This is a genomic window from Athalassotoga sp., assembly GCF_049965695.1.
In the GTDB taxonomy this organism is placed as follows: domain Bacteria; phylum Thermotogota; class Thermotogae; order Mesoaciditogales; family Mesoaciditogaceae; genus Athalassotoga.
Map to the genome: position 1 here is coordinate 1 of NZ_JBMFWB010000001.1, position 26,385 is coordinate 26,385.

25 protein-coding genes and 1 tRNA gene are annotated in these 26,385 nt (G+C 39.4%); 21 read left to right on the top strand and 5 right to left on the bottom strand.

Going from position 1 to position 26,385, the window contains the following annotated elements; translation table 11 throughout:
* Positions 1 to 228: 228 nt before the first annotated feature.
* Both ACP5NR_RS00005 and ACP5NR_RS00010 read right to left on the bottom strand, forming a co-directional pair.
* Positions 229 to 864: a hypothetical protein gene (locus ACP5NR_RS00005; protein WP_428005744.1), complete on the bottom strand. Its 636-nt coding sequence runs from the start codon at positions 862 to 864 to the stop codon at positions 229 to 231.
* A gap of 9 nt (positions 865 to 873) precedes the next feature.
* On the bottom strand, positions 874 to 1,851 hold the full coding sequence (locus tag ACP5NR_RS00010; RefSeq protein ID WP_428004799.1) for a hypothetical protein: 978 nt from the start codon (positions 1,849 to 1,851) through the stop codon (positions 874 to 876).
* A gap of 501 nt (positions 1,852 to 2,352) precedes the next feature.
* Here ACP5NR_RS00010 and ACP5NR_RS00015 point away from each other — a divergent pair.
* The 6 genes from ACP5NR_RS00015 to ACP5NR_RS00040 all read left to right on the top strand — a co-directional run bounded on the left by ACP5NR_RS00015 (position 2,353) and on the right by ACP5NR_RS00040 (position 11,389).
* Positions 2,353 to 3,360: a bifunctional 3-deoxy-7-phosphoheptulonate synthase/chorismate mutase gene (locus ACP5NR_RS00015; protein WP_428004798.1), complete on the top strand. Its 1,008-nt coding sequence runs from the start codon at positions 2,353 to 2,355 to the stop codon at positions 3,358 to 3,360.
* Positions 3,357 to 4,613, top strand: a complete 1,257-nt coding sequence (aroA, locus tag ACP5NR_RS00020; protein ID WP_428004797.1) for a 3-phosphoshikimate 1-carboxyvinyltransferase — start codon at positions 3,357 to 3,359, stop codon at positions 4,611 to 4,613. Before ACP5NR_RS00015 ends, aroA begins: the two co-directional genes overlap by 4 nt.
* On the top strand, positions 4,610 to 5,707 hold the full coding sequence (aroC, locus tag ACP5NR_RS00025; protein ID WP_428004796.1) for a chorismate synthase: 1,098 nt from the start codon (positions 4,610 to 4,612) through the stop codon (positions 5,705 to 5,707). The genes aroA and aroC overlap by 4 nt, the downstream gene beginning before the upstream one ends.
* The gene (locus ACP5NR_RS00030) at positions 5,697 to 7,133 is read left to right on the top strand and encodes a shikimate kinase (protein ID WP_428004795.1); all 1,437 of its coding nucleotides are present in this window, start codon (positions 5,697 to 5,699) and stop codon (positions 7,131 to 7,133) included. Before aroC ends, ACP5NR_RS00030 begins: the two co-directional genes overlap by 11 nt.
* Positions 7,134 to 7,202: 69 nt before the next feature.
* Positions 7,203 to 10,310, top strand: coding sequence for a leucine-rich repeat domain-containing protein (locus ACP5NR_RS00035; RefSeq protein WP_428004794.1), 3,108 nt, complete (start codon positions 7,203 to 7,205; stop codon positions 10,308 to 10,310).
* Between the two features lie 2 nt (positions 10,311 to 10,312).
* Positions 10,313 to 11,389, top strand: a complete 1,077-nt coding sequence (locus tag ACP5NR_RS00040; protein ID WP_428004793.1) for an acyltransferase — start codon at positions 10,313 to 10,315, stop codon at positions 11,387 to 11,389.
* Here the strand turns inward: ACP5NR_RS00040 and ACP5NR_RS00045 are convergent.
* Together ACP5NR_RS00045 and ACP5NR_RS00050 are read right to left on the bottom strand one after the other, a co-directional pair.
* The gene (locus ACP5NR_RS00045) at positions 11,371 to 11,706 is read right to left on the bottom strand and encodes a hypothetical protein (protein WP_428004792.1); all 336 of its coding nucleotides are present in this window, start codon (positions 11,704 to 11,706) and stop codon (positions 11,371 to 11,373) included. The genes ACP5NR_RS00040 and ACP5NR_RS00045 overlap by 19 nt on opposite strands.
* Complete coding sequence (locus ACP5NR_RS00050) at positions 11,703 to 12,746, bottom strand: lysylphosphatidylglycerol synthase transmembrane domain-containing protein (protein ID WP_428005745.1); 1,044 nt, start codon at positions 12,744 to 12,746, stop codon at positions 11,703 to 11,705. Before ACP5NR_RS00050 ends, ACP5NR_RS00045 begins: the two co-directional genes overlap by 4 nt.
* A gap of 80 nt (positions 12,747 to 12,826) precedes the next feature.
* Here ACP5NR_RS00050 and sat point away from each other — a divergent pair, with 80 nt between their 5' ends.
* The 5 genes from sat (at position 12,827) to ACP5NR_RS00075 (ending at position 18,198) form a co-directional block, all read left to right on the top strand.
* A complete protein-coding gene (sat, locus tag ACP5NR_RS00055) occupies positions 12,827 to 13,981 on the top strand; it encodes a sulfate adenylyltransferase (RefSeq protein WP_428004790.1) in 1,155 nt (384 codons plus the stop codon).
* The gene (locus ACP5NR_RS00060; RefSeq protein ID WP_428004789.1) at positions 13,965 to 14,897 is read left to right on the top strand and encodes a sulfotransferase family protein; all 933 of its coding nucleotides are present in this window, start codon (positions 13,965 to 13,967) and stop codon (positions 14,895 to 14,897) included. The genes sat and ACP5NR_RS00060 overlap by 17 nt, the downstream gene beginning before the upstream one ends.
* Positions 14,885 to 15,427: an adenylyl-sulfate kinase gene (cysC, locus tag ACP5NR_RS00065; RefSeq protein WP_428004788.1), complete on the top strand. Its 543-nt coding sequence runs from the start codon at positions 14,885 to 14,887 to the stop codon at positions 15,425 to 15,427. Before ACP5NR_RS00060 ends, cysC begins: the two co-directional genes overlap by 13 nt.
* A gap of 160 nt (positions 15,428 to 15,587) precedes the next feature.
* On the top strand, positions 15,588 to 16,853 hold the full coding sequence (locus ACP5NR_RS00070; protein WP_428004787.1) for a Glu/Leu/Phe/Val family dehydrogenase: 1,266 nt from the start codon (positions 15,588 to 15,590) through the stop codon (positions 16,851 to 16,853).
* Positions 16,854 to 16,938: 85 nt separating this feature from the next.
* Positions 16,939 to 18,198 carry an MFS transporter gene (locus ACP5NR_RS00075; protein WP_428004786.1) on the top strand — a complete coding sequence of 420 codons (1,260 nt, stop codon included), beginning with the start codon at positions 16,939 to 16,941 and terminating at the stop codon, positions 18,196 to 18,198.
* A gap of 41 nt (positions 18,199 to 18,239) precedes the next feature.
* On the opposite strand, the gene ACP5NR_RS00080 is transcribed toward ACP5NR_RS00075, so the two are convergent.
* Complete coding sequence (locus ACP5NR_RS00080; RefSeq protein ID WP_428004785.1) at positions 18,240 to 18,749, bottom strand: rubrerythrin family protein; 510 nt, start codon at positions 18,747 to 18,749, stop codon at positions 18,240 to 18,242.
* A 125-nt stretch (positions 18,750 to 18,874) separates the two neighbouring features.
* Between ACP5NR_RS00080 and ACP5NR_RS00085 the strand changes: the two genes are divergently transcribed.
* The 10 genes from ACP5NR_RS00085 (at position 18,875) to ACP5NR_RS00130 (ending at position 26,350) form a co-directional block, all read left to right on the top strand.
* Positions 18,875 to 20,125 carry a PhoH family protein gene (locus ACP5NR_RS00085; protein WP_428004784.1) on the top strand — a complete coding sequence of 417 codons (1,251 nt, stop codon included), beginning with the start codon at positions 18,875 to 18,877 and terminating at the stop codon, positions 20,123 to 20,125.
* Between the two features lie 12 nt (positions 20,126 to 20,137).
* Positions 20,138 to 21,154, top strand: coding sequence for an NADPH dehydrogenase NamA (gene namA / locus ACP5NR_RS00090; protein ID WP_428004783.1), 1,017 nt, complete (start codon positions 20,138 to 20,140; stop codon positions 21,152 to 21,154).
* Between the two features lie 46 nt (positions 21,155 to 21,200).
* Entirely contained in the window at positions 21,201 to 21,446 is a 246-nt protein-coding gene (locus ACP5NR_RS00095; protein ID WP_428004782.1) for an FmdB family zinc ribbon protein, read from the top strand.
* 38 nt (positions 21,447 to 21,484) lie between these two features.
* Positions 21,485 to 21,561, top strand: a tRNA-Pro gene (locus tag ACP5NR_RS00100).
* A gap of 95 nt (positions 21,562 to 21,656) precedes the next feature.
* Positions 21,657 to 22,250 (top strand): translation elongation factor Ts, encoded by a 594-nt coding sequence (tsf, locus tag ACP5NR_RS00105; protein WP_428004781.1) that lies wholly within the window; start codon positions 21,657 to 21,659, stop codon positions 22,248 to 22,250.
* Between the two features lie 43 nt (positions 22,251 to 22,293).
* Positions 22,294 to 23,004, top strand: coding sequence for a UMP kinase (pyrH, locus tag ACP5NR_RS00110; RefSeq protein ID WP_428004780.1), 711 nt, complete (start codon positions 22,294 to 22,296; stop codon positions 23,002 to 23,004).
* Positions 23,005 to 23,173: 169 nt separating this feature from the next.
* Complete coding sequence (gene frr, locus ACP5NR_RS00115) at positions 23,174 to 23,734, top strand: ribosome recycling factor (RefSeq protein WP_428004779.1); 561 nt, start codon at positions 23,174 to 23,176, stop codon at positions 23,732 to 23,734.
* Positions 23,731 to 24,390 (top strand): polyprenyl diphosphate synthase, encoded by a 660-nt coding sequence (uppS, locus tag ACP5NR_RS00120; protein ID WP_428005746.1) that lies wholly within the window; start codon positions 23,731 to 23,733, stop codon positions 24,388 to 24,390. The genes frr and uppS overlap by 4 nt, the downstream gene beginning before the upstream one ends.
* The gene (locus ACP5NR_RS00125) at positions 24,387 to 25,226 is read left to right on the top strand and encodes a phosphatidate cytidylyltransferase (protein ID WP_428005747.1); all 840 of its coding nucleotides are present in this window, start codon (positions 24,387 to 24,389) and stop codon (positions 25,224 to 25,226) included. Before uppS ends, ACP5NR_RS00125 begins: the two co-directional genes overlap by 4 nt.
* Complete coding sequence (locus ACP5NR_RS00130; RefSeq protein ID WP_428004776.1) at positions 25,223 to 26,350, top strand: MFS transporter; 1,128 nt, start codon at positions 25,223 to 25,225, stop codon at positions 26,348 to 26,350. The genes ACP5NR_RS00125 and ACP5NR_RS00130 overlap by 4 nt, the downstream gene beginning before the upstream one ends.
* The last annotated feature ends 35 nt before the right edge of the window (positions 26,351 to 26,385 follow it).

Sequence of the window (26,385 nt, forward strand, 5' to 3'; positions counted from 1 at the left end):
CATCTGCTATTGGCTATTAACCATGTGCCGCTTTTTAGTCTCTAATGTCTGATCCCCTAATCTCTGCTCTTACCATCTGCCATGCGCTGCTTTTTTCTGCTTACTGCTTACTCGTTACTCTTCACGATTTTCCCCTACGTTATTCGCTTATTCCTATCTGTACCGTGTACATTCTTTGATAATTGTATCCGGCGTAATTTCCGTAATTAAGTACGTAAGTGTATAAAGTCAAGCAAAAATTGATGTTGCGTTAAATAAAGATTCGTTATTGATGTTGTATATCTGAGGAAGTACATAACCGTACCTGTATGTTCCGCCGGCATTCAATTTCAAATCTCCGATGTTGAATGAAAGTGCTGCCGTTCCGAAAGCATATCCTCCCGCCGATGCATTCAGACTAAGTGACAGTGGTGCCAAGACCGATTGTCCCCATGCTTGACCAAAAGCACCACCTGCTATCGCGAAGTTTCCAAAGCCATATCCTATCAGTGCATCTGATCCGATTAGCAAAGAATTGCCGTTTTGAAGGTAATTTGAATAATTCTGGATTAAATACTCCACAAGAGACGCAGAATTTGTCGATTGCATCAAAGATTGAATCTGTCCCCAGTTAGATATCGTCTTTAAAATCGCATTTGAAAATCCTTCACTCATTCCGACATTTACATCCGGAAGTGCAAAGAAGAAACCTTTGATGTTTGCAATTCCTGCGGGATTGTAAAAGATGGCATTTTGATTGTTTGCAATTCCCGTAAAGGTTTCTCCCATCTCAAACGTTTGAGTTGATCTGTAAAAACTTACATCGAATGCAAAGATTGAAACTGAGAAAAGCACAATAAGAATTGCCATCACAATCTTTTTCATATCCATCACTCACAAACTTATGTGATTTTGAATATCTCCAAGATATTGTATCTGAGATATCGTCTGAGCATTTATAACGTACATGGCCATTTCAAGTTCAGTAATATAATTGCTTAATATATTACCAGATGGGAGTCCTGCATAAAGATTAGAAAGTGCTGTCGATAGGTCTGCGATGACTTCATTTGATTTTTGAATGTTGTTGTAAGTTTGAAGTTGAACGTTGTACATGATGCCGTTGTAATCTTCGGATGTCAATTGACTTTTGAATGTATTTGTCTGGTAATTCCACAAGTAAGTAAAGATCTGATCTTGCGGATCGAGCATTCCATTTCCGTTTGAATCGAAAAGAATTATTGGAATTTGCAAAGCGGCATATATTCCTTTGGATACAAGCCATGTTGAATTGGACGGATCAAGGCGGTTTAAAGTACTCGACAAGGCTTCAAGAAGTTGTATAAGTTGAAGATTGTGAGAAGACGACACAAGTAATTTTATCGCCGAAAATACAAGTGCATAATCAGCAGTCGATACCGAAGAAACAGAAACGTTCTGACTTTGCTGGTACAGCGAAATAAAACTGTTAGCAAGATTCACAGCGTTCAATCCCGTCATTCCGCTTATCGAATTAAACATTGCCTCTGCCGCATTTTTGAGCGCAACACTCGTCGATGTTGTTGTGTTCAAAAAATATGTTACGCTTGCAAGCGTAGTTCTTGCGGAAGTAGATGTATCGGACAGTGCCACAGCGTTGTAAAGGTTTGTCGATGGAATGGTGTTATTGCCGTTGCTTGTCGCACTTAAAACCTGCGCGGAATAGGAGAGTGCATCTTTAAAATTTCCGTTATTCGATTCATCGACCGCAAGTTGAGAAAGTGCCTCTGCATTTGTTGGCGTGTTTAATCCTTTAAATACATTCATTGCACAAGAACTCAAAATCAAAGATACCAACACAATGACACCCAGTAAAAAAATATACTTTTTCATACAACCACCTTGCCTTTCATCCTTAATTATACCAAACAAAATTCAAATTCCTAATCATCGCTCCGGCAGGTACCCTTAATGGTGGGTAGCGTGTGGCTCGTAGCATGTGGAAAAGAAAGAGATTAGGGATTAGACATTAGAGATGGTTCGTAACGCGTGACGCGTAATCAGTAACGAGTAAGCAGCCAAAGGCAAAAGGCGATTCCAGTTCTTCGACTGGGACGGCGGCGGAGAGCATGATGCCTCAAGGTGGCCTCCGCAGCAACGCGAGGACCAGACACCGAAGGGCGAATGCGAGAGCCGACATGTTGACTTGAATGATTTTTGTGGTAAAATATCTTTAAATGTGGTGATGAATGATGAGAAGATTCTTTTCTGAAAATTACTATTATTACGGCCGCGCCCGATTTGTCGTGTGCGATCCGTGATTTTTGGTGCATATAACAAATCGGGGACTCAAAAAAGAGTCCCCGATTTTTCATAAAAAAGGAGGCGAGTTCCATGATAGTCGTTATGAAGCAAAGATCATCCGAGGATGATTTGAAAAGGGTTGTCGATCTGGCGAAGAGTTTCGATTTTGAGACGAACATATCAAAGGGAGCGGAAAAAACGATCGTTGGAATAATAGGTGACAATGTCTACGAAAGAAGAGAAGCCTTCGAGGCTTTAAACTGCGTTGAAGAGGTTATACCAGTTCTAAAACCCTTTAAACTTGTTTCAAAAGAATTTCATCCGGAGAAAACGGTGATCGAAATTGGAACGGAAAAGATAGGAGAAAAATTTCAGTTCATCGCCGGCCCTTGTTCCGTTGAATCCAAAGATCAAATGGAAAGAGAAGCAGAATTTCTGTCTAATCTCGGGATCAAATTTTTAAGAGGCGGGGCTTTTAAACCAAGAACTTCTCCTTACGCTTTTCAAGGTCTCGGTATCGATGGCCTTAAAATACTAAAAGAGGTGGGAGAAAAATACGACATGCGTATCGTCAGCGAAATGATGGCTCCTGAAGATATTTCCATTTTCGAAGAATACGTCGATGTCATACAGGTTGGAACACGGAACATGCAAAATTACAGATTGCTTGAACAACTTGGTCACTCCACAAAACCCGTGATGTTAAAAAGAGGCTTTATGTCAACAGTTGAAGAATGGCTTTTGGCTGGAGAATATCTTTATTATCACGGTAACTCGCAGATAATACTTTGTGAAAGGGGAATAAGAACTTTTGAGAAGTACACAAGAAATACGCTTGACATATCGGCCGTGCCGCTTGTAAAGATTCTTTCACATCTTCCCATCATCGTAGATTTGAGTCATGCGACCGGCAGACGTGATCTTATTCCACCACTTGCAAAGGCAGTTGTGGCAGTCGGGGCTGATGGCGTTATGATCGAAGTGCATGAAAATCCGGAAAAAGCTTTATCGGATGGACAGCAAAGCCTTAACTTTGAAGAATTCGCATCGACTTACGACACATCGATGGACCTCGTAAAGATGATGGAGGAAATATGAAAATAGAAAATGCCAAAATTGTAAGAGGAGAGATAACGGTGCCTCCAGACAAATCCATAACGCACAGGATGATCTTTTTTGCCTCGCTCTCTGCTGGGAAATGCGAGATTGAAAACCCTCTCCTCGCTGACGATACGATGAAAACAATCGATCTCGTTAAAAGCACGGGGGTAAATGTATCTGTTGAAGGAAATCGGCTGAATGTCGAGATGAAAAACGTACGGGAACCCGCTTCTCCTATATTTTGCGGAAATTCAGGTACAACGACGAGAATAGGCCTTGGTTTCCTTTCAAGGCTGCCAATTTTTTCCGTGCTTTATGGGGATGAATCTCTTTCAAAAAGGCCAATGGATAGAGTGACAGAACCTCTTTCAAAACTCGGAGCGATTTTCGATGGGCGAAATTATGCTTCAAACCTTCCAATCTCGGTAAGAGGTGGGAAGATAGGCCATGCCGATTACATATCCAAGGTTTCAAGCGCACAGGTAAAGACGGCTTTTATAGTTGCTGCCCTTAACGGTGATGGTATTTCAACGTACAGAGAACCCTTTGAAAGTCGCGATCACACAGAAAATTTTTTGAAATCTCTCAATGCGATAGAAAAAACAGGAAACACGATAAAGATAAAACCATCGAAGATACCGCCTTTCAAATCAACTGTCGTCGGAGATTTTTCGTCTGCCGCTTTCTTCGTAACGCTTGGCGTTTGTCATCCAAACGCACGCGTAAAAATAAAAGGAGTCGGGCTCAACAAAACAAGAACGGGCTTCTTGAGCGTTTTGAAAAAAATGGGCGCACAGATCGATGTTTCAAACGTCACCCAGGATTTCGAACCTTACGGAGATCTTACGGTTGAAAGTTCTGTCCTTGAAGGCATCGAAATATCTCCCGAAGAAATTCCTCTGCTTATTGACGAAATTCCTCTCATCGGACTTGCCGGCGCTTTTGCGAAGGGAAAAACGATTGTCAGAGGTGCCGCCGAACTTAGAACAAAAGAATCTGACAGGATAAATGCAGTAGTTTCAATGCTCTCGAGTATGGGAGTCAACATCGAGGAATACCCTGACGGTTTCAAGATTGAAGGGGGCCAAAAACTGAGATCCTGCACCATCGATCCATCAGGAGATCATAGAATCGCCATGATGGCAGCAATAGCCGGTGTATGCGCCAACGGCGTTGAGATAAAAAATCCGGAGATTGTTTCCATAAGTTATCCATCTTTTTTTGAAGATTTGAAAAGGGTGATTTCATGAAAATCATCACATCCGGCGAATCTCATGGTCAGAATTTTTACGGTATAGTTGAAGGTTTCCCCTCTCACTTTAAACCCGATCTTGAAAGAATTAACAAAAGGTTAAAAACAAGGCAGTCAGTTTACGGACGTGGCGATAGAATGAAGATAGAAGATGACAAAGTCAACATAACGACAGGGCTATGGAACGGTGAAACAACCGGTGCACCGCTGACTTTTGTGATAGCAAATAAGTCTACAACTCCTCCGAACGAAAAAACGACTGTACCAAGACCGGGTCATGCCGATTTGGGCGGAATTCTAAAATTCGATCTTGACGATGTCAGAACAGTTACGGAAAGATCGAGTGCCAGAAGAACTGTTATGGATGTTGCAATCGGTGAATTTTCAAGAGAAGTGCTTGAAGATCTTGGAATAAGCATTTACGGTTTCACAAAAGCCATCGGGCCTGTTGAAATCAATTCAATGGCACACGAAGAACCGGAAGTCAACGATCATCCTTTGCTCTGTCCCGATTCAAATGCCGAATCAAAAATGATGGAAGAAATAAAAAAAGGATACGATCAAGGCTACACTCTCGGCGGTAAGGTAACTCTCGTCGCCAACGGACTGCCTGCAGGAATCGGAACTTTCACGGAGCGCGGAAAGAGATTGACATCTATAATAGCCAGTGGCCTTTTCGATATACCTTCGATTCGAGGCGTGCTATTCGGAGGCGCTGAAGAAATTTGGAAGATGAAAGGATACGATACGGTCGATCAAATTCACAGCGGTTTTGTCAGAGAAACAAACCATGCGGGGGGTATAGAGGGAGGAATGACAAATGGTGAACAGATGATCGTTAATCTTATTGCAAAGCCTATTTCCACGCAAAAGCGAGGCGTCAAAAGCGTTGATGTTTTTACAGGAATTGAAGTTGAAACGAATTACGTTAGATCCGACACCTGCGTCGTGGCAGCCATAGTTGTAGTTGCCACTGCTATGCTTTCAACGATCATACTTTCCGAATTGAACGAAGAATTCGGTGGTTTCACATTTCAAGAGTTCAAAGATAGATTAGACGTTTACAGGAGGCGTGTTAAACTTGGAAGATAAAATAGCGCTTATCGGTATGATGGGATGCGGAAAAAGTGTGGTTGGAAAGAAAATCGCTCAAATTTTAGGTTTTGAATACGTTGATCTGGATGAAAAATTTGAAAAAAGTTACGGATCAATCGAAAGATATTTTGAAAAATACGGTGAAGACAAATTCAGAACTTTGGAAAGCGACCTGCTTGAAAGATATTCAAAGACAGATCGAATCGTACTTTCCACAGGAGGCGGTATAATCGAAAGACCAAAAAACAGAGAAATACTCAAAACGATGCACACTTTCTATTTAGAAGCCGATCCGGAAGCGCTCTGGAATAGGGTTAAAAATTCCTCAAGGCCACTCGTAAAAATCGGTAAAAATGCCTTTCTTTCAAGATTCGAAAAAAGAAAACCACTTTACGAAATCTACGAAACGATCCATACCGGATCTCTTGAAATAGATCATGTAACTGCCATAATAGTCAGGAAATTCACGAAAAGCCGGCAAATCGATGAATTAGACTCTTACCAGAAAGTCATGATCTTTCATAACGTGGAAATTGAAAGATCCGACCTTTGCCTTGTATCTAAAACGGTAAAGAAAATATGGAACACAGAGGGAACCGAAGTTGATGATGGAGAAGAGTTTAAAAGTATAGCATCGGCACAAAAAATGTGGGAACTTTTTCTTGAGAAAGGTTTGTCAAGAAGTTCCAAAATTACCGCAATTGGCGGCGGAACTGTCACGGACGCAATCGGGTTTGTTGCCACCACTTACATGAGAGGAATGAATTTTGAACTTTATCCCACCACTTTGTTGGGAATGGTTGATGCCGCGATAGGTGGAAAGTTTGCGATAAATTTCAATGGCGTTAAAAATCTTGTCGGAACGTTTGGAAAACCGGATGTGTTCATAGACACGGTTTACGCTTTAAGTCTTGACGATGAAAGATTTAAAGAGGGAATAGTCGAATCTGCCAAAATCGGCGCTGTTTACGATGAAAAATTATTTCAATACATGGAAGACAATCTGGGCAAGATAATTGCCAAAAATCTCGATGTGGTAGATGAAGTTATCAAAACAGCCGTCAAAGACAAACTGGACGTGATTTTAAAAGATCCGCATGATCAAAATCTCAGGCATATCCTCAATTTTGGCCATACGATAGGTCATGCGATAGAAAGCGCATCGAACAATTCAATATCTCACGGTCATGCCGTTGCAATTGGGATGATCGTTGAATCTGAAAAATTTTCACCTCAGGTACACGAAAGGATAAAAAATTTGATCACATCTTTGGGCTTTAACCCTGAAAAAGATGAGGATTTAACGAGATGGATTCTTTCGGACAAGAAAAAGGTAGGAAATGCGGTGGTGATTCCGGTGATCGAGAAAATAGGTAATTCTCATCTTGAAAAAATAGGGATCGAAATTTTATCAGATCATTGATCTGAGATTTGACTATTCTGCTTAAAAATGGTAGAATAATTTGAATTCAACGACCGGGGAGGAATAAAATTGAAAAGGGTAACTTTATGGAGTATGGTGTTACTCGCGGTGCTTGTACTTGCTGTTATTTTGGCAAGTTGTTCTCTTTTTTTGGCACCTGCACCGAAAAATCTTAGTGCAACTGCATTGAGTCCAAATTCAATACAGTTGGTATGGAATGGTACGGCAAAATCATTTGTAGTTTACAGAAGTTCATCTTCAAATGGGACTTTTGCCGAATTGACAACAGTTCAAGCGACAAATTATGTAGATACAGGTTTAAAGCCTTCCACAACGTATTTTTACGAAGTAAAGGCGAAGAACCAATATGGGCTCTCTTCTCCATCAAACGTTGCTTCTGCAACTACCATGATGGCTGCACCGCAGAGTCCTGTTTTGAGCGTAACGTCTTTATCAACAAATACCATTTCTCTCTCCTGGTCAGAAAGTTCTCCGAATGTCAGTAAGTTCATAATTTACAGGGCTTTAGGAAGCAGTGCATTTGCACAATTAGCAACTTTGCCCGGAAATGTGCTAAATTACACAGATAGAAATTTAACACCTGAAACAACATATTCTTACAAAATGTTAGCATCAAATCAGGGAGGAAATTCATCTTTTTCAAATGTTGTTGTGCGTATGACAAACGGAATTCCTCCAAAGGCTCCAAGTGCTTTGAATGTAACTGCTTTTTCGACGAATACGATAAGTCTTTCCTGGGTTAATCCAACTAACGAAAGCGGTATCGAACTTTACCAGTCGACGGGAACCACTTTCAAATCAACGCCTACTTCAAAATTGTCACCGATGGCAACAACCTATGTTGCGACAGGTCTCATACCTTCAACGGTCTATTCCTTTAAATTGAGGGCTTTTAACAAATGGGGATATTCTGATTTTTCAAGCATAGTTTCCCAGATGACCAAGGCTTTCGGATCGTACTTCCCGTTAAGATCTGGTCAGGTTGATCGTGTTGAAATATCCGCGGGAGTGCCACTTGTTGATACTTTAGGAATCAATCCGGCACAAAAGGCTTTTGAAGATTTCTTCAATTCCATGTGGATGAATTTTTCTTCCTCCAAGACAACACCATCGTCTTCTTTTACTGTAAATGAAGATGTGATTTACGAGGCAACTCAAACAAGCAAAAATGCAACGATGATAAATTACGAAATAAAGATTCCTCAAGCGTACAAAGGAGAACCTCAAAAGATGGAAACACTCTCCTTTAGCGTTACAAAAGCAGGTTCTACGGTTTTCTACAAAGGTGTTCCGGTTATAGACAATGCCAACACTGGCAATGCCTCAGGCACGACATTTTTGAAATCACCTGAAGGTACAGCCTTTGAAAGAACATCTTCTTATCAATCTCTTTCAATCGGAAACAAAACTTACAGCGATGTCTTAGAGGTTGATCTTATACTCAACAATCTCAAAAGAGAATTTTACTTTGCGAGAAATGTTGGAGTCATAAAACTTGAAAACTATCTTTTAAATCAGCAAAAGATGTGGGAATTCATCTCCGGTTTAACCGTTGTTCAACCAAACATCGGTAAGTTCGAATACAATCCACTTCCGGCTATTCCTGTGGCTCCACAAATCACAGATCTTTCAACTTCAACCCAAATAACGATGACATGGTCTTCAACGCAGACAAATGTTAACTACGAACTTTACCTCGAAAAAATGGGTGACTGGATAAAGAAAATAGGATCTTCGACTGAAACTCATTTTAATTTTGAAAAATTGCCTACCGGCATTTACACATGGGTGATCGTCACGAAAAACGCGAGCGGCCTTTCTACCGCATCGAAAGGTGCAACCTTTACCGTTGACATGGGATCAAAAGTGACCTTTACAAATCGTAAACTTGAAGCCATTATAAGATCAATGCTGAATTTACCGGCCGGACCTATATACGCGTCTGAACTTTCTAAGATAACATCTATCCAAAATAACTGGCCATCTTCCGATATGATGCTTTCAAATTTGGATGGCATACAATATCTTACCAATCTCGCGACACTCGATCTGGTTGGAAATAACATAACCGATCTTTCACCTCTGAAAGGATTACATCTCAAATCCGTTAACCTAAGTTACAATCATATAAGCGATTTGACTCCTTTAGCAACGATGACAAGTCTTAAAATGCTTAATTTAAGTCATAACGACATAGTTGATATAAGTCCGCTTGCGAATCTTGTAAACCTTACGGTACTTGATCTCAGTTCAAACAAAATAACAAATATAGCCGCAATATCTAATCTTAAAAATTTGCAGTTCCTTGATTTGAGTTCAAATGCTATAAAGGACGTTACGCCCCTTGAAGGCATAGGACAATCTTTGCTAAGTCTCGATATAAGTTATAACCCGATTCCAGTTTCCCAACTTACCTTCATAAAAAATTGGACACAACTTCATAACCTTGGAATGAGTGGATTTAATTTTGACAATTCCGAGATAACATTCCTTTCGAAATTCACGAATCTCACTTCACTCGATCTTGGATTTAACAGAATAAGCAATATAACTCCCCTTGCGAGTTTAACAGGTTTACGTGAGTTGTTCCTTTACTCGAACATGATAAAAGATATATCTCCACTTGCAAATTTAAAGAATTTGGAATGGCTTAACGCAGGGGCAAATCTAATAAGCGATCTTTCACCGCTTTCAAATCTTATGAAACTGAGATTCCTTGATCTTGAACTTAACCAGATATCGGATATATCTCCGCTTACAAATCTTTCAAATTTAGAGATATTGAATTTGAATTTCAACAACATAACGCTCAAATACACGCCGTCCTTTGACAAAATGCTTCATCTTCTCTGGCTTATGCTTGATTCGAACAGCATATCTGATTTCAACATAGTCTCGACAGTACCGGATCTTTGGATATTGGATATTTCTTCGAACAACATATCGGATCTGTCTCCGATATCCAACATGAAAAATTTGCTCAGAATAGATCTTTCATCGAATAAAATTTCAGACATGAATGCCATCGTCAACGACATGTATTTGAAAATTGGTTCTATCGTCGATATCAAAGACAACGAAATGAATTTTGCCCAATCGACGATCACGAATGAAATAAATACACTTCAAAACAGAGGGATCAACGTTATTTATTGAAAATGGCCGATGATAAACTAACAGGCCAAACGGGCGAGTTCGACGTTCTACGAGGTTTTGCGATATGGATAGTTGTGTTTGCACACAACGCATTTTACCAGATACAATCTTTCAATTCTCCAAACCTTGAACTCGCCTTTACTTTTTTGAATTTTTTCATCGTTGCCATGCCGATTTTTTTCTTTATAACGGGATATTTTTCTGTAAGGGTCGCAAGAAGAAACCCAAAGCGATTTATTTTATCAAGGTTAAGACTTATAGGAATTCCTTATCTTGTATGGTCAACCTTTTACATCCTTATGCAATACTTTCTTGGCGGATTTATCAACTTCGATAAAAGTTTTTCTTTGAAAGACATTCTTGGATATTATCTGCTCGGAAATGCCGTTGAAGAATATTATTTCATATTCGCGATCATGATTTTTTACCTTATAACTCCTTTTTTGATCAAAACTCTCTTAAAATTCAAATTTATTCTCCCATCTCTTTTCATTTTGATGATGTTTTTTTCCGCGCTTTACTACGTCCCGAATTACTTCGGAATACACTGGATAAGCACCTTCTGGGCATACAGAAATCCTTTCACCTGGCTCTTCTTTTACGTATGGGGAATGTCAACATTTGATAAAGTCAACAACAATCATCCTTACTGGAGAAATGCTCTCCCCTCAAAAACAATTGTACTTTGCATCGTGCTTTACATTCTAAGTTTTATCGAATTCTATTTCATGCCTTACAAATACGAAGATGGGATTTCGCTCATGGCCCCGCTCGGTCTTGCTTTTTCCGCTGCTTTCATGCCAATACTCTTAAAATTCGCTTACTTCATCTCTAAAAAATTACCCGTGACATCCAAAATATTCGGTGATTTCGGAAGATACACACTCGGCATATATCTTATGAATGGATTCATAGAAGGTCTATTACTTGGACTTGGGTTTATCTTTTATCCGCCATTTAAAAACGAGAGCAGTTTGGCTGTAAACCTTTTGCTCTTTGCGATCGCACTTTCACTTTCCTTTTTCTTGGTTAAAATTGTCTGGAAATTAAGCAAAAAAGTTTACGCTTTGGTTTTCTGATCTTTTTTGGGTTTTGTGACGAAAATTGGGGCAAGAGATATGAAGAACCCTCCAAAAAGTTCCATGCCTTTTATCTGGGAGCATTCACGAAAATACAGGTAAGTGTTAAGCATCGCAAGGATACCAAGTACAAACAAGATGTAGGGAATAATTTTTTTGAATTTTAAAGATAAGACAAAAACAAACGATGCGCTGACGAATATCAAAAGCCCATACCAGTTAAAGGGAATAAACGGAGATCTCGGCAACAAAAGCAATGAAATGAATCCAAGCAAAATACCTCCCAAAACGGAAGAAACGTAAAAAAATTTCATCATTTTCTTGTACTCACCATCCCGTGAAAAAATATGATCAAAAATATAATGCCACTTAAAGCAAGTGGAACAAAATAACTCAAAATTCTCCACTCAAGCGTTACCGTGGCGAGAAATTTTGGCGGAACTATCGTTGAAAAAAAGAGGTAAAATCCACCTTCTGCCAATCCAGACGATCCGGGAGTAGGAGAAAAAAAGATTATCGTCGTTGCAATCGCTTGAAGCGATATAACTTCCAACATACCTTTCGGTATATTCTCAAAAATGCCAAAGGATTGAACCGCGGCAAAAGCCAAAAACAGGTGACCCAAGGCTGAAAGTAGGGCAAGGAAAAAAACAGGTATGATGAATTTCCAGTTCGTTGATATCATCTTCATGCTTTGAACGTAATTTTTGAACTCTTTCTCTGCTTTTTGTCTTAAATCTGGAATTTTAGGGCTTAATTTTTTGCTGAATCTCAAAAGGCCTATCGCCCATTTTGTTATGGTCAAAAGAGAAGACCTAACTTTAGAACTCACATTTATCAAAATGAGAATCAAAATCCCGCCTATTGAAAGTCCAAAGCCAAGAAAAGAAAGCACAAACGTGATTTCATTCCTTTCAACAACCTGAAGTGCGATTAAAAAACCCATAGCCGCAGCAACAACCATCGCACTTTGTTTTATTATATATCTCAATTCCGTTATAGAAACAGAACTTCCAAAATTTATTCCATTTCTTTTAAGGTATGCTATCTGAAAAACGCTACCTCCCGTTGACGCCGGCGAAAGTTTGTTGAAAAATATCCCTATGATCGACATGTTAAAGGATTTCAAAAAAGAAAAAGGCACACGTATCAGTTTTCTGATTAAAATATAAGTTATAAAGGTATCCGTTATCCATGAAAATAAAAGGCTTAATATGCCTAAAAATCCCCATGGGTTGGCCACGAAAAAGTTTATAACTTTTCCCCATTCAATTCCACCACTGAAGTTGCTCAGAAAATAAAAAGTTATGGCCGATACTATTCCAAGCAGTAAAAGGTATATGACAATACGCTTCAAATTTTTCCCCGCCATGATACAATATATTCGTACTTGTATTTTAGAACAAAAATTCTTTTTTTCAAAGGCGGAGGAATTAAATGATAGAACCACATGGAGGAAAACTCGTCAATCTTGTCGTTAGCGATAACGATGCCAAAGAGGTTTTGCAAAATTCGGAAAAATTAAAAAAGATACCAATTCCCGATTATAAACTCAGAGACATCGAGAATATCGCAACAGGTCTTTTCAGTCCATTAACTGGGTTCATGAAAGAAAAAGATTATCTTCGCGTTATAGATAAAATGCGCTTATCAAATGGGTTGATATGGACTATACCGATCACGCTTCCAATTGACGAATCAACCTTTAAAACCCTTAAAAACGGTGAAATGATCCTCTTAACCGATTTTAACGGCAACATATATGCTTCCATTAAAGTTGAAGACAAATTTGTACGTGACAAACAAAAAGAATCTTTTGCCGTTTTCGGAACAGACGATCTCAAACACCCGGGAGTCGCAAGATTGAAGGAAGAAAGCACTTTTCTTGTAGGAGGTCAAATAAACCTTTTTAAAAGGCTCGATTACGGAAATCTTGAAAGATACAGATTCGATCCGGTTGAAACGCGTAAACTTTTCGGTGAAATGGGCTGGAAAAGCATCGTAGCCTTTCAAACGAGAAATCCCATTCACAGATCTCATGAATATTTACAAAAAGTCGCGCTTGAGATATGCGACGGATTATTTTTAAATCCGCTTGTGGGTGAGACCAAATCGGATGATCTGCCATCAGAGGTAAGAATGAAAACTTACGAAGTCATGATAGATAAATATTTTCCAAAGTCAAGAGCCGTGCTTGGCATCTTCACCGCAAATATGAATTACGCCGGTCCGCGCGAGGCCGTTTTTCACGCCATATGTAGGAAAAATTACGGATGCACGCATTTCATAGTGGGTCGGGATCACGCAGGCGTTGGAAATTATTACGGAACTTATGATGCCCAAAAAATTTTCGATCTTTTTGATCCAAAAGAAATCGGAATAACTCCTTTGAAATTCGAAAATGCTTTTTACTGTACCAAATGCGAATCCATGGCAACATCAAAAACATGCCCTCATCCTGAGGAATTTCATATTTACCTGAGTGGTACAAAGATTCGAGAGACACTTTCCAAGGGAGAAATGCTTCCAAAAGAATTCACAAGACCCGAAATTTCAAAAATTCTAATGGATTACTATGAAAAAGACAAATGATCTAAGGCTTCCAAATTTTTTGATAGTTGGTGCGGCAAAAAGCGGAACAACGTCTTTGAGTTATTATCTCAAGCAACACAGGCAGATATACATTTCGCCTGTCAAAGAACCTAAATTTTTCACGGCCCAGTTTTTGAAATTTCCTCTTAAAGGCATAGGTGATGACGTAGTCGAAAAGCACATCGTAAAAACCTTTGAGGATTACAAAAAACTTTTCAAATGGGTAACGCCGGAAAGAAAAGCGATAGGCGAGGCGAGCGTTGATAACCTCTATTACCATGAAAATGCTATAAAACAGATAAAAAAATATTTGGGAGATCCCAAAATAATAATCATATTGAGAAACCCCATCTCAAGGGCTTTTTCCGCTTACACCCATCTTGTACGAGATGACAGGGAAAAACTTTCATTTGAAGAAGGACTTCAGGCAGAGTCAGAAAGAATGAATGACAACTGGGAATTCATGTGGTTTTACAAAGACGTAGGTCTTTATCATGCACAGGTAAAAGATTATCTTGAAAATTTTTCAAATGTAAAGATATACTTAACGGATGATTTGGAAGAAAAACCACTTGAGATCGTAAAAGACATTTTCAAATTTCTTGAAGTAGACGATGATTTTGTTCCGGACGTCAGCGTAAAATACAACGTTTCTGGCGTTCCAAGACGGAAAATATACGCAAAAATTTCAAAAAATTTGAACACACTCGGTAGTTTCCTTGAAAAAAGGGTTAATTATCTTTTTCCGAAAAAAGGTATAAAGATAATAGGTTTTTTTGAAAAAGTGCGCGCAAAAGAAGTGAAAAAGCCAAAGATGAAACGCGCAACGTACGATGCGCTTGCAGATTTTTATCGTGAAGATATATTAAAAACTCAAAACATCATAGGGAGGGATCTTTCAAATTGGCTCAAGTAAAATCAGGATTTGTCTTATGGTTTACGGGTCTGTCCGGATCTGGTAAAACGACACTTTCTTTGGAAGTCGAAAAGCGTCTTAAGAACATTGGAATACCATATGTTCAAAGACTTGACGGTGATATTGTAAGGAAGGAACTCACTAAAGATCTGGGATTTTCGAAAGCAGACAGAGACGAAAACATAAGACGCGTCGGATTTGTGGCAAAACTTTTAAGCGATAATGGAATTCCAACACTTTGTGCTTTTATATCGCCTTACAAAGATGTAAGAAACGAGGTACGTCAAAAATGTTCGAATTTCATAGAGATATTCGTATATTGTCCGCTAAAAACTTTGATAGAAAGAGATCCAAAGGGACTTTACAAAAAAGCACTTGATGGTGAGATAAAAGGCTTTACTGGCATAGATGATCCTTACGAACCACCAGAAAATCCAGAAATAACGATCGATACTTCCGTTGAATCGGTAGATGATGAGGTGGGGAAAATAATTTCTTACATAACGAAAAAAGGTTTTATTGAGATGTAGTTTGCTTTAAAATTAACAAAATGATCTTAAATCTGTCTTTTTGATTAAATCTTAATTAAGATCGCGAATGTTATTTGCACTAAATTATTTCATATTTTCACGTCAAAAGAGATAAAATTGATTGATGCAAAATTGCATCTAATTTGAGGAGGTCATTCAGATGGAAAATGGGAATGGCGGAAGTCTTTTTAGTGATGCCCTGAAACAATTTGATAGGGCAGCGGATTTGATGAAATTAGACGATGGAATGCGACAGGTTCTAAAGAGTCACAAAAGGGAATTAACCGTTAACTTTCCAGTCAAGATGGACAACGGTTCAATACGAGTTTTCACTGGATACCGTTTTCAGCACAACATAGCCCGCGGGCCGGCAAAGGGTGGCATAAGGTACCATCAAAATGTTAACGCAGATGAGATAAAAACCCTTTCTTTCCTTATGACATGGAAATGTGCGATATCTGGTATTCCTTACGGCGGTGCTAAGGGAGGAGTGAAAGTAAATCCCAACGAACTTTCAGAAGGAGAACTTGAAAGACTTTCAAGAAGATTTTTCTCTGAGATAGCACCTTTCATAGGAACAGAAACAGATATACCGGCGCCTGATGTCAACACAAATGCCAAAATAATGGCATGGTACATGGATACTTATTCGATGAATATAGGAAGATCAGAACTCGGTATAGTAACAGGTAAACCTCTTGAGATTGGCGGATCTCTTGGAAGAAACGAAGCAACCGGTCGGGGAGTTGCAATTGTAACCGACGAAGCATGCAAATATTTTCTTACCGGTTCAGGTATAAGGGGTAGAACAGTGGCGATTCAGGGATTTGGAAATGTTGGTTCTTACACCGCTTTGATCATGGGCACCGAATACAACGCAAAGGTTGTCGCAATAAGCGATATAACCGGCGCATATTACAATCCTGAAGGTATAAATGTTCAAGAAGCCTTTGATTATGTAACATCACACAAGGATCTGAGTGGGTTCAACGGCGGGACGAAAATTTCAAATGATGAACTGATCGCTTTAAATGTGGATGTGCTTATTCCTGCTGCCCTTGAAAGAGCCATAACCGATAAAAACGCTGACAAAGTCCGTGCAAAAATAATCGTCGAAGCAGCCAATAATCCCACAAGTCCAGAAGCAGATGAAATACTTAGGAAAAAAGGAATAAAAGTTATACCGGACTTTTTAACAAACTCCGGTGGCGTTGTTGTTTCGTACTTCGAATGGGTTCAAGGACTTTATTCGTACTTCTGGGATCTTGAAGATGTCAGAAAAGCCCTTACGAAGATCATGAAAAATGCATTCGGCGATATCGTTAAAACGATGGAACAATACAAGACAGACATGAGAACCGGCGCGTATATACTGGCAATAAGCAAAGTTGCGACGGCAACAAAATTGCGCGGCATATACCCATAAATCAACATCATAAAATATAAAAAGGGCAATCGAAAGATTGCCCTTTTTTGGTATAATTTGGGCAAAGGAGATTTAGAATTTACAAATGTTGACATCATCACAGAAACGGCATGCAAGATTTATATCGATAATAGAAGGTTCAATGGCAACGGTATGGGGCACTTTCACAGGAGGATTTGGCGGTAATTCCTATCTTATCGGATTTTTCTTATGGCTCGGCGCTTCCCCATTTGTCATGTCCATATATTCAGCCCTTATACCACTTTCAAGCGTTGTTCAACCAATTTCTTTGCTACTCGCAAGAAAATTCACGAGCAAAAAGCGCTTTATCTTTACTTTCACCACCATTTCAAGGCCCATATTTTTCATTTTGGCGCTTACTTATCTACTGCCATCTAACTTTAAGATATGGGTGGCACTTGTTATTTTCTTCTTCATAGAAGTCCTCACTTCTGTAGTCGGATCTCCGTGGCAAGCATGGATGAGTGAATTGGTCGATCCTGAAATACGTGGCAAGTACTTCGGAATGCGCAACTTCATAACAGGACTTGTTGCCATTCCTTCACTGCTTATTGCCGGTTATCTGCTTGACGCCCTCGGAAAAGGATTTTGGGCTTTTCTTGTGTTGTTTTCGATAGGATCCGTTTTTGGAATTTTAGACTGTTATTCAACGAAACTTCAAGACGAAGACCAAAGTTCAAGAGTTCCTATGATAAACATGTCTGCCATATTTGAAGTCTTAAAAATCAAGGGCCTTTACCGTAAATACATGATCGCGATTTCTCTTTGGATTTTGACGATGAATTTGATGGGACCTTACGCAACTGTTATGATGATAAACGTATTCAAATACGATTATGCAACCCTTGGCATTTTAACGATGGTTTCCACCGTGGCAGCAGCATTTTTTCAACCTTTATGGGGAAGACTCGGAGACAAGTACGGAAATCTAAAGATGTTGAAATTAAATCTTTTCATTCAAACGCTTTTAACGCTTGGATGGATCTTTGCCGTTCCTTACATGTATTACATGATTCCATTTCAAATTGGAATAGGAATAATAGCAACTGCAGGAACAGGTTTGACATCTTTTAATTTTTTATTGGAAATTGTGCCTAATTTTGGAAAAACAGAGGCTTTTTCCGTTTACGCCAGCATGACTAATCTCGCTTCCTTCGTTGGAAATTTACTTTCTGGCTTTCTATTCGTGCTTTTCGCGTCGATCCACTTCAACCTTAATTTTTGGGTTATAGATGCTTACAGGCTTGTCTTCATAGTTTCAATACTTTCTTCCCTATGGACTCTTAGGATTGTCCTTAAAATTAAAACCAATATCAAATCGTAAAACTGCACGCTGCTTGTAACAAGCAACGTGCAGTTAAAATTTTAAACCTTGAATTCTACAAAAGCACTTTTCGGTGCACCGCATATGGGGCATTTCTCAGGTGGCACACCTTCAACTGTATGTCCACATACAGGACAGATGTAAATTTTATCTGCCGTGTAATCTTTTCCTTCTTTGGCTAACTTTTGAGCATTTTTATACATCTCTCTGTGAATTTTTTCGGCTTCCAGAGCAAAATGAGTTGTTCTTTCCGCTTCTTTTTCTCCCTGAAATTTAGCCGTGTTGTTGTAAACCGGATACATTTCTTCAACTTCGAAATTTTCTCCGTCTATGCATTGCTGGATGTTAAATGCCGGATCTCCGATCATCTTAAGGGCATTGTAATGATTTTTTGCATGGACATATTCGGCGTAAGAAATGGCTTTAAAAAGATTTGCAAGTCTTTTTAAACCCTTTTTTTCAGCCTCTTCAGCAAATATCTGGTACCTCATGTGAGCCTGCGACTCACCGGCAAAAGCAGCCTTTAAAAAATCTGTTGTCATCTGTTTCATTTTATTACCTCCTTCTCGAAAATGGTATTCGATATCAAAATAAATTATATCATAAAATCAAAAAAGCAAATAACGAGCATTTGTAACGGCACTAAGTGTTATAATTGTTAACGGAGGTTGATAACATGATAAAAAATTACGTGCTTGACACGAACGTTTTGATTCATGATCCGAATGCCATACATGCTTTTGAGGATAACAACCTTATAATCCCTTTGCCAGTCATAGAAGAGATAGATAAACTCAAAGGTAGGCCGGGCGAAATAGGAATGAGCGCAAGACAGGTGGCCCGGGAACTCGATTCGTTCAGAAAAGAGGGAAAACTCTTCAGAGGCGTGAAGATAGATGGTGGCGGAATTTTAAAAGTTGAAGTTATAGAAGATTTCAAAGAAATGCCACGCTTTCTCTCCGATAAAGTCATGGATGACTGGATACTCTTTTACACGATGCAAATAAGCAAAAGAGACGCCAGTGTAAGGACAATCTTGGTTAGCAAAGACATAAACATGAGAATAAAAGCAGATGCCATAGGACTTGAAGCACAGGACTATTTGAAGGACAAAACAGAAGAAATGGATCTCTTGAAGGGATACACACAAATAGATCAAAATTCTTCTTACGATTTCGATCCCAAAAGTTTAAATTTAAGACCAAATGAATTTGTCATTTTCAAAGATTCTAAAATTTTTAGATTTAAAAACGGGAAGATCATCCCTGCAAAGGTTGACTTCAACACCAACGTTTGGGGAATAAAACCTCTTAACATCGAACAGATCATGGCTTTAGATCTCCTGCTTGATCCCGATCTGTCATTCGTAACACTTTTGGGCATAGCGGGCACAGGCAAAACTTTGCTCTCAATAGCATCGGCGCTTTACATGATAACAGATCTTAAAATATTCAAAAAATTGACCGTTACGAGACCTGTCATCCCTATGGGTAAAGATATAGGTTTCCTTCCCGGAAGCACCGAAGAAAAAATGAAGCCATGGCTCGAGCCAATAAGAGATAATCTTGAGTTCCTTTTTGATAATGCAGGGAAATCAACGTCTAAAATAGACTCTCTTAACTTTTTGCAGGTTGAGGCGTTGAGTTACACAAGAGGCAGAACGATTCCACATCAATTCATAATAGTAGATGAAGCCCAAAATTTAACACCGCACGAAGTCAAAACCATAGTTACACGTGCAGGCATCGGAACTAAAATTGTACTTACAGGCGATATATCTCAAATAGACAGTCCTTACCTTGACGCATTTTCCAACGGCCTTTCGTACGCAACCGCACGTTTTTCAAATTATCCGATGGCCGGACATCTAACGCTTTCGATAGGTGTCAGGTCTGAACTTTCAACTTTAGCTTCTAAAATACTTTGAGGAGATGATCCTGTGATCTTTGAGCCGTTTAAAATTGGAAATTTAGAATTAAAGAACAGAATCGTAATGCCACCTATGTGTCAGTATTCTTCGGACAATGCAGGCAGTGTAAAGTCATGGCACATTTCTCATTACGTTGCAAGGGCCATAGGCGGAGTTGGACTTATAATTGTTGAGGCAACTGCCGTTGATCCAGACGGAAGAATCTCTCCCAACGATTTGGGAATTTGGGATGATTCACACGTAGAAGGTTTAAAAACGCTTGTAGAGAGAGTTCATGAAAATGGTGCGAAGGTCGCAATTCAACTCGCCCACGCCGGCAGAAAATCAAAAGCAACCGATGATCCCGTTGCTCCTTCTGCCATAAGATACAGCGAACACTACGGTCATCCTCATGAACTCACACAGGGCGAAATAAACCAGATCGTTGAAAAATTTCAAAATGCCTCAAGGCGTGCCAAGGAATCAGGATTCGATGGTATCGAAATACACGCCGCTCACGGTTATCTCCTAAATGAGTTCTTATCCCCGCTTACGAATAAAAGAACAGATAGATACGGCGGATCCATAGAAAAGAGAGCCAGAATTTTGATCGAAATCGTTTCTGCCGTGCGGGAAGTGTGGGACAAACCTTTATGGATAAGGGTATCGGCATCAGATTACGCAAAAGGCGGAAATGATGTGGATGACACGATCGATATACTTAACTTTTTGAAAGATAAAATAGACGGTGTCAACGTTAGTGGCGGTGGGCTGGTTCATGATCAATCTGTTAAAGTTTATCCGGGGTACATGATAGACAATGCCGGCAGAGTCAAAATTGGTACAAACCTTGCAGTTATAGGTGGCGGGTTGATAAACTCTTTGGAACTTTCAGAATACTCGCTTAATTCCGAAAAATGCGATCTTGTCTTTGTTGGAAGGCAACTTTTAAGGGATCCTTACTGGCCATTAAAAATCGCTCATGAGGCAGGAATCGATATGGAATGGCCTTTTCAATACGAAAGAGCGAAAGATGTTACAAAGTGAAAAATGTAATCTTAAAGATAAATTAAAAAACAAGTGTTAAAATATCATGAGATATGATGATAAAGATACGGAGGCGATCGAATTGCCACTTTACAGATACGTGTGTCCAAATTGTGGACATGAAGAAGTTTTACTTAAAAAATTTTCCGAAGCAGATGGAGTGAAATGTGAAGTTTGCGGTAGCAAGATGGTCAGACAGATGAGTAATCTCGGGGTGATCGTCTTCAAGGGAAATGGATATTACACAACGGATTTCAGAAAGAAGAGTACAGTCGAATCATCGTCGAAATGATTGAAAACCAAGTACTTTTTGTGGTATCCTATAAGTAACGGGGCGTGGCGCAGATGGCTAGCGCATCTGCATGGGGCGCAGGAGGTCGCTGGTTCAAGTCCAGTCGCCCCGACCAGTAGAAACCCATCCTTGCGGATGGGTTTGATTTTGTAACGTACGTTCATATATGGTAAAATCTTTTTCGGGAAGATTCGAAAGGAGAGGAAAGCAGTGGAGATTTCCGCAATAAAAGTTAAAGAACTTCGTGATATGACAGGGGCTGGAATGATGGATTGCAAAAATGCCCTCGTTGAAAGTGAAGGAGACATCGAAAAGGCAAAAGAGATTTTGAGAAAGAAAGGTCTTTCAAAGGCAGACAAGAAGATCGGTCGTGAGGCAAACAACGGATGGATCATCGATTACATTCACTTCAACGGTAGAGTGGGTGTGATGCTCGAGTTGAATTGCGAAACGGATTTCGTCGCTAAAACAGATGAGTTCAAAGCGCTTGGAAAAGATATTTGCAAGCACATAGCCATGCAAAATCCAAAATACGTCAGCAGAGACACCATCGATTCGTCGGTGATAGAAAAAGAAAAAGAGATCTACAGGGCACAATACGAGGGTAGCGGGAAAACAGGTCAGGCTCTTGAGAAGATAGTGGAGAACAAACTTGAAAAGTTTTATCAGGAAAACTGCCTTTTAGAGCAAAAATATTTTCTTGACGAATCAAAGACAATTACCGATATGATAAAAGAAGCAATTGCAAAACTTGGGGAAAATATTTCAGTTGGAAGGTTTGTAAGATTTGAAATAGGTCAATAAAAGGTGAGCGCATTGCTCACCTTTTTTATGTGAGGTGTCTGAGATGTACAAAAGAGTGCTTTTGAAGTTAAGTGGAGAAGTACTTTCGGGAGAAGGAAAAAAGGGTCTTGACTCGAGCATGGGAGATGTTATAGTCGACGAGATCTCCAAAGTGCTTGAAATGCAGATAAAAATCGGCATCGTCATAGGAGCGGGGAATCTTTTCAGGGGCGAAGAACTGTCTTACGTTGGATCCATAAACGCAGATCAGATAGGAATGTTAGGTACCGTAATAAACTCATTGTACCTCTTCTCGGCTTTGAAAAAGCATGGCATAGATTCGGTCGTGCTTTCAAAAATAACGAATCTTCCATCCATTGAAAATCTTACATATGATGCGGTTGAAAGGGCTTTCAGAGAAAATAAAGTTGTCATATTCGCTGGAGGTACGTCAAATCCGCTTTTCACGACGGATACCGCAGCGGCTTTAAGGGCAGCGGAAATGAACGCGGAAGTGCTTATAAAAGGTACAAAGGTCGATGGCGTTTATTCAAGAGATCCCAAAAAATACAAAGATGCAAAAAAATTCGAAAAAATCACTTTTGAAGAGGCAATACGGTTAAATCTCACCGTGATGGACACCTCTGCGTTTGCCCTTTGTAAATCTCATTCAATTCCCATAATAGTGATGAATTTTTTCGAAAAAGGAAATTTCTTGAAATTGCTCAACGGCGAAAATATAGGTACGATTATCTTTGATGGAAATACGCATTGAAAACAAATTATGCTCAACACATTTCAAAAACTGAATGTCTATTTCATAGCGGAGAGCATCCTGCCCTCCGCCTTATCCACTCGTTACCATTTTTTGGCTATATGTTTTTAAGAGGCTTAATTTTGGTATAATTCTAAAGAAATCAAATTTTTGAAAGGAGAGTATCGATATGACACTTAATCCTTTGATCAATCAAGCCAAGGAAAAAATGGAAAAATCAATTGCTTCGATCAAGACGGAACTGACACACATAAGAACTGGAAGGGCTTCTCCATCACTTTTAGATGAGATCAGAATGGATTATTACGGAACACCCACGCCCATTTCACAAGTTGCGTCGATAAACGTCTCCGAAGCAAGGACACTCACCGTTAAACCATGGGATAGAACACTTTTATCCATGATAGAAAAAGCCATTTTAGCATCAAATCTTGGAATAACGCCAATCAACGACGGTACAGTCATAAGACTTAATTTTCCGTCTCCAACCACAGAGCAAAGAAAAAATCTCGTTAAAAAGTCAAAAGAGATAATTGAAAACGGGAAAATAGCCGTTAGAAACATAAGAAGAGAGATAATGAAGGTCGTAAAAGAAGAAAAAGAAGGCGGAAAGATCACCGAAGACGATGAAAAATCTCTTGAAGAAGAACTTCAAAAGATAACAGATGAATACGTTAAAAAACTCGATGGCATTTTTGCCGAGAAAGAAAAGGAGATAATGGAATTTTGAAGCCGGTTCATGTGGCCGTCATAATGGATGGAAACGGAAGATGGGCTCTCAACAAAAATCTGCCAAGGTACGATGGCCATTGGAAAGGCGCTGAAGTTGCCGAGGATATCATAGAGTGGTGCAACGATAGGGAAATAAAATATTTAACTCTTTTCTCTTTTTCAACTGAAAACTGGAAAAGGCCTCAGGCTGAAATCAACATGATATTTCACATACTTGCCAAATATTTAAGCGATAGACTTAACAAAGTGATCGAGAAAAATGCCCGTCTTCATTTCATAGGAGATCTCGATGCGTTGAATCCTGAAACACGTCTTATATGTTTGAACTCGGAACAAAGTACATCCAAATGCACGGGCATGGTTATAAATCTTGCCGTCAATTACAGTGGAAGAAGCGAAATTTTGAAGGCTGCTCAGGAATGGAACGGTAAGGATGAATTCGAGTCCCACCTCTATACCGCTGGGCAACCCGATCCTGATTTTCTTATAAGGACAGGCGGAGAAAAAAGAATAAGCAATTTCATGCTTTGGCAAATGGCTTACACAGAACTTTACTTCACCGACGTTTTATGGCCGGATTTTTCTGAAAGTGATTTAGATCTTGCACTTGAAGATTTTTCCAAAAGGGAAAGAAGATTCGGGGGGATAGGATGAAAAGAGAGACAAAGATACGCCTTATAACCTCCGCAGTTGCAATACCACTGGGGATTTTGTGCTTTTTCAATTTCTGGAGTACGGTTGGTCTTTCTGCAACGGCGGTTGGTCTCGCTGGATACAATTACATTCAAATAACGCTCAGCGGATCGAGAAAATTTCACAGGTATTTTTACATAATAGCCATACCGGCACTTAACGTAGTTTTTGGCTTTCTTGTTCATATGCCTGCGATGATAGTCTTATCTTACTCTCTCGTCATGAGTGTAGGATTTTTTCTTGCCATTGCTTTTAACGATCCAAATGAAACGATAGAAAAAAACATCGTTTATGGTTCTTTGGGATTATGGTATTTGTCTTTCAATCTTGCCTTTTTCATTCTCATATACGCTCAGTTCGATGCCGTGTACTCTTTAAGTGCTCTCGGTTCAGCCTTTGTTTTTGACTCTGCCGCTTACTTTGTAGGATCGAGATGGGGAAAGCATAAATTCATAAAGAGGATAAGTGCCGGGAAATCAATTGAAGGAGTTATAGGAGGCTTTGTCTTTCTTATAATCTTCTTTTTAATTTACGATTCCGTTCTTTATCCTTTTTTTGGCTGGCGTCATTTCAGTTGGATAGCAATAATAATTCTTTCAGCGGTTTTTTCCTTTTTCGACACCGTTGGAGATATAACGCAATCGGTTTTTAAGAGAAATCGCCAGATAAAAAACGCCGGAAACATTCTTCCCGGTCATGGCGGATTTTGGGACAGGATAGATGGCCTTTTGATTTCCGTTCCGATGTACTACATTACCTTCGTCATTTTGAGTTATTTTCATTTACTTAAAGCATGATAAAAAAATACTCTTACTTTGCCTTCTTCACATTTGGATTCTTCGCCATGATCCTTCCAAGTGCGCTTCCAATTGCCATGAAAGAGTTCAGAATGGATTACTCTCAAAGCGGCTACATCATGATAATAGGTACAGCGGGTTACATAGCAGGTTCTTTGATATGTGCTTTATTCGCACATAAAATAGGATTGAAAATGATTGCCGTACTGGGTGCTTTTTTCTCTGCCGTTGGATTGTTTTATTTCTTTTTCGTCAGAGATTTTATCAATCTTTCTTTCGCAAATTTCATCGCAAACATAGGAATGGGATTCATAGAAATAGGAATAGGATCCTTAATAGGTTCATTGAAAGAAGAAAATGTTTCTGGCACTCTAAACAGGGTTAACGCACTTTTTGCATTTGGCGCTTTCATGAGCCCTTTCATCGTCTCCTTTATCGTCAATTACAAGATGAACTGGCAGATCGCTTATCTCATAGGCACCTTTTTTGCGATCCTGTCGCTTGCGATATCTTTGAAAATCAAAGAAGTTAAAAGTGAAAAATCAACCGATGAATTGAAAATCAACGCTTTTAATCCTTTTTTCATCCTCATATACATCATGATAGGCATATACGTTGGATATGAAGCAACGTATTCATCATGGGTCACAACATTCTTAACCAATTTCAGACACATCGATGTGGCTTTAGCCGCTCTTTCTTCCTCCGCTTTTTGGATAGGCATGTTTTTGGGAAGGCTTTTTGCAAGTTACATAAGGGTGAAGGCGACGGTATGGCTTATTTTCATAGTTGCCTCTTCTCTGATTTCCGTTATCTTCTCGGTGGTCTTCGCAAATTATTACATCGCGATGATCTTTGTACTTTTGAGCGGATTGTTTTTTGCAAGCACCTACCCAACTATTCAATTGATGCTGATAGAAAAGGCCGGGGGAAATATAGGGAATTTGATGGGTGTATTTGTCTTCTTCGTTGGCATCGGCGCAACACTTGCACAATGGATGGTAAGCGCCGCTTCAAATTTGTGGGGCATACTCGTGGGATTCAGTTTAATACCCTTTATGATATTTGCAGAATTGGCACTTTCGATACATATGAAGACAAAAGTTGTGAAAAGTGACGGGTAACGCGTAATCGGTAAAACAGCTCGTAGCGGGTAGCA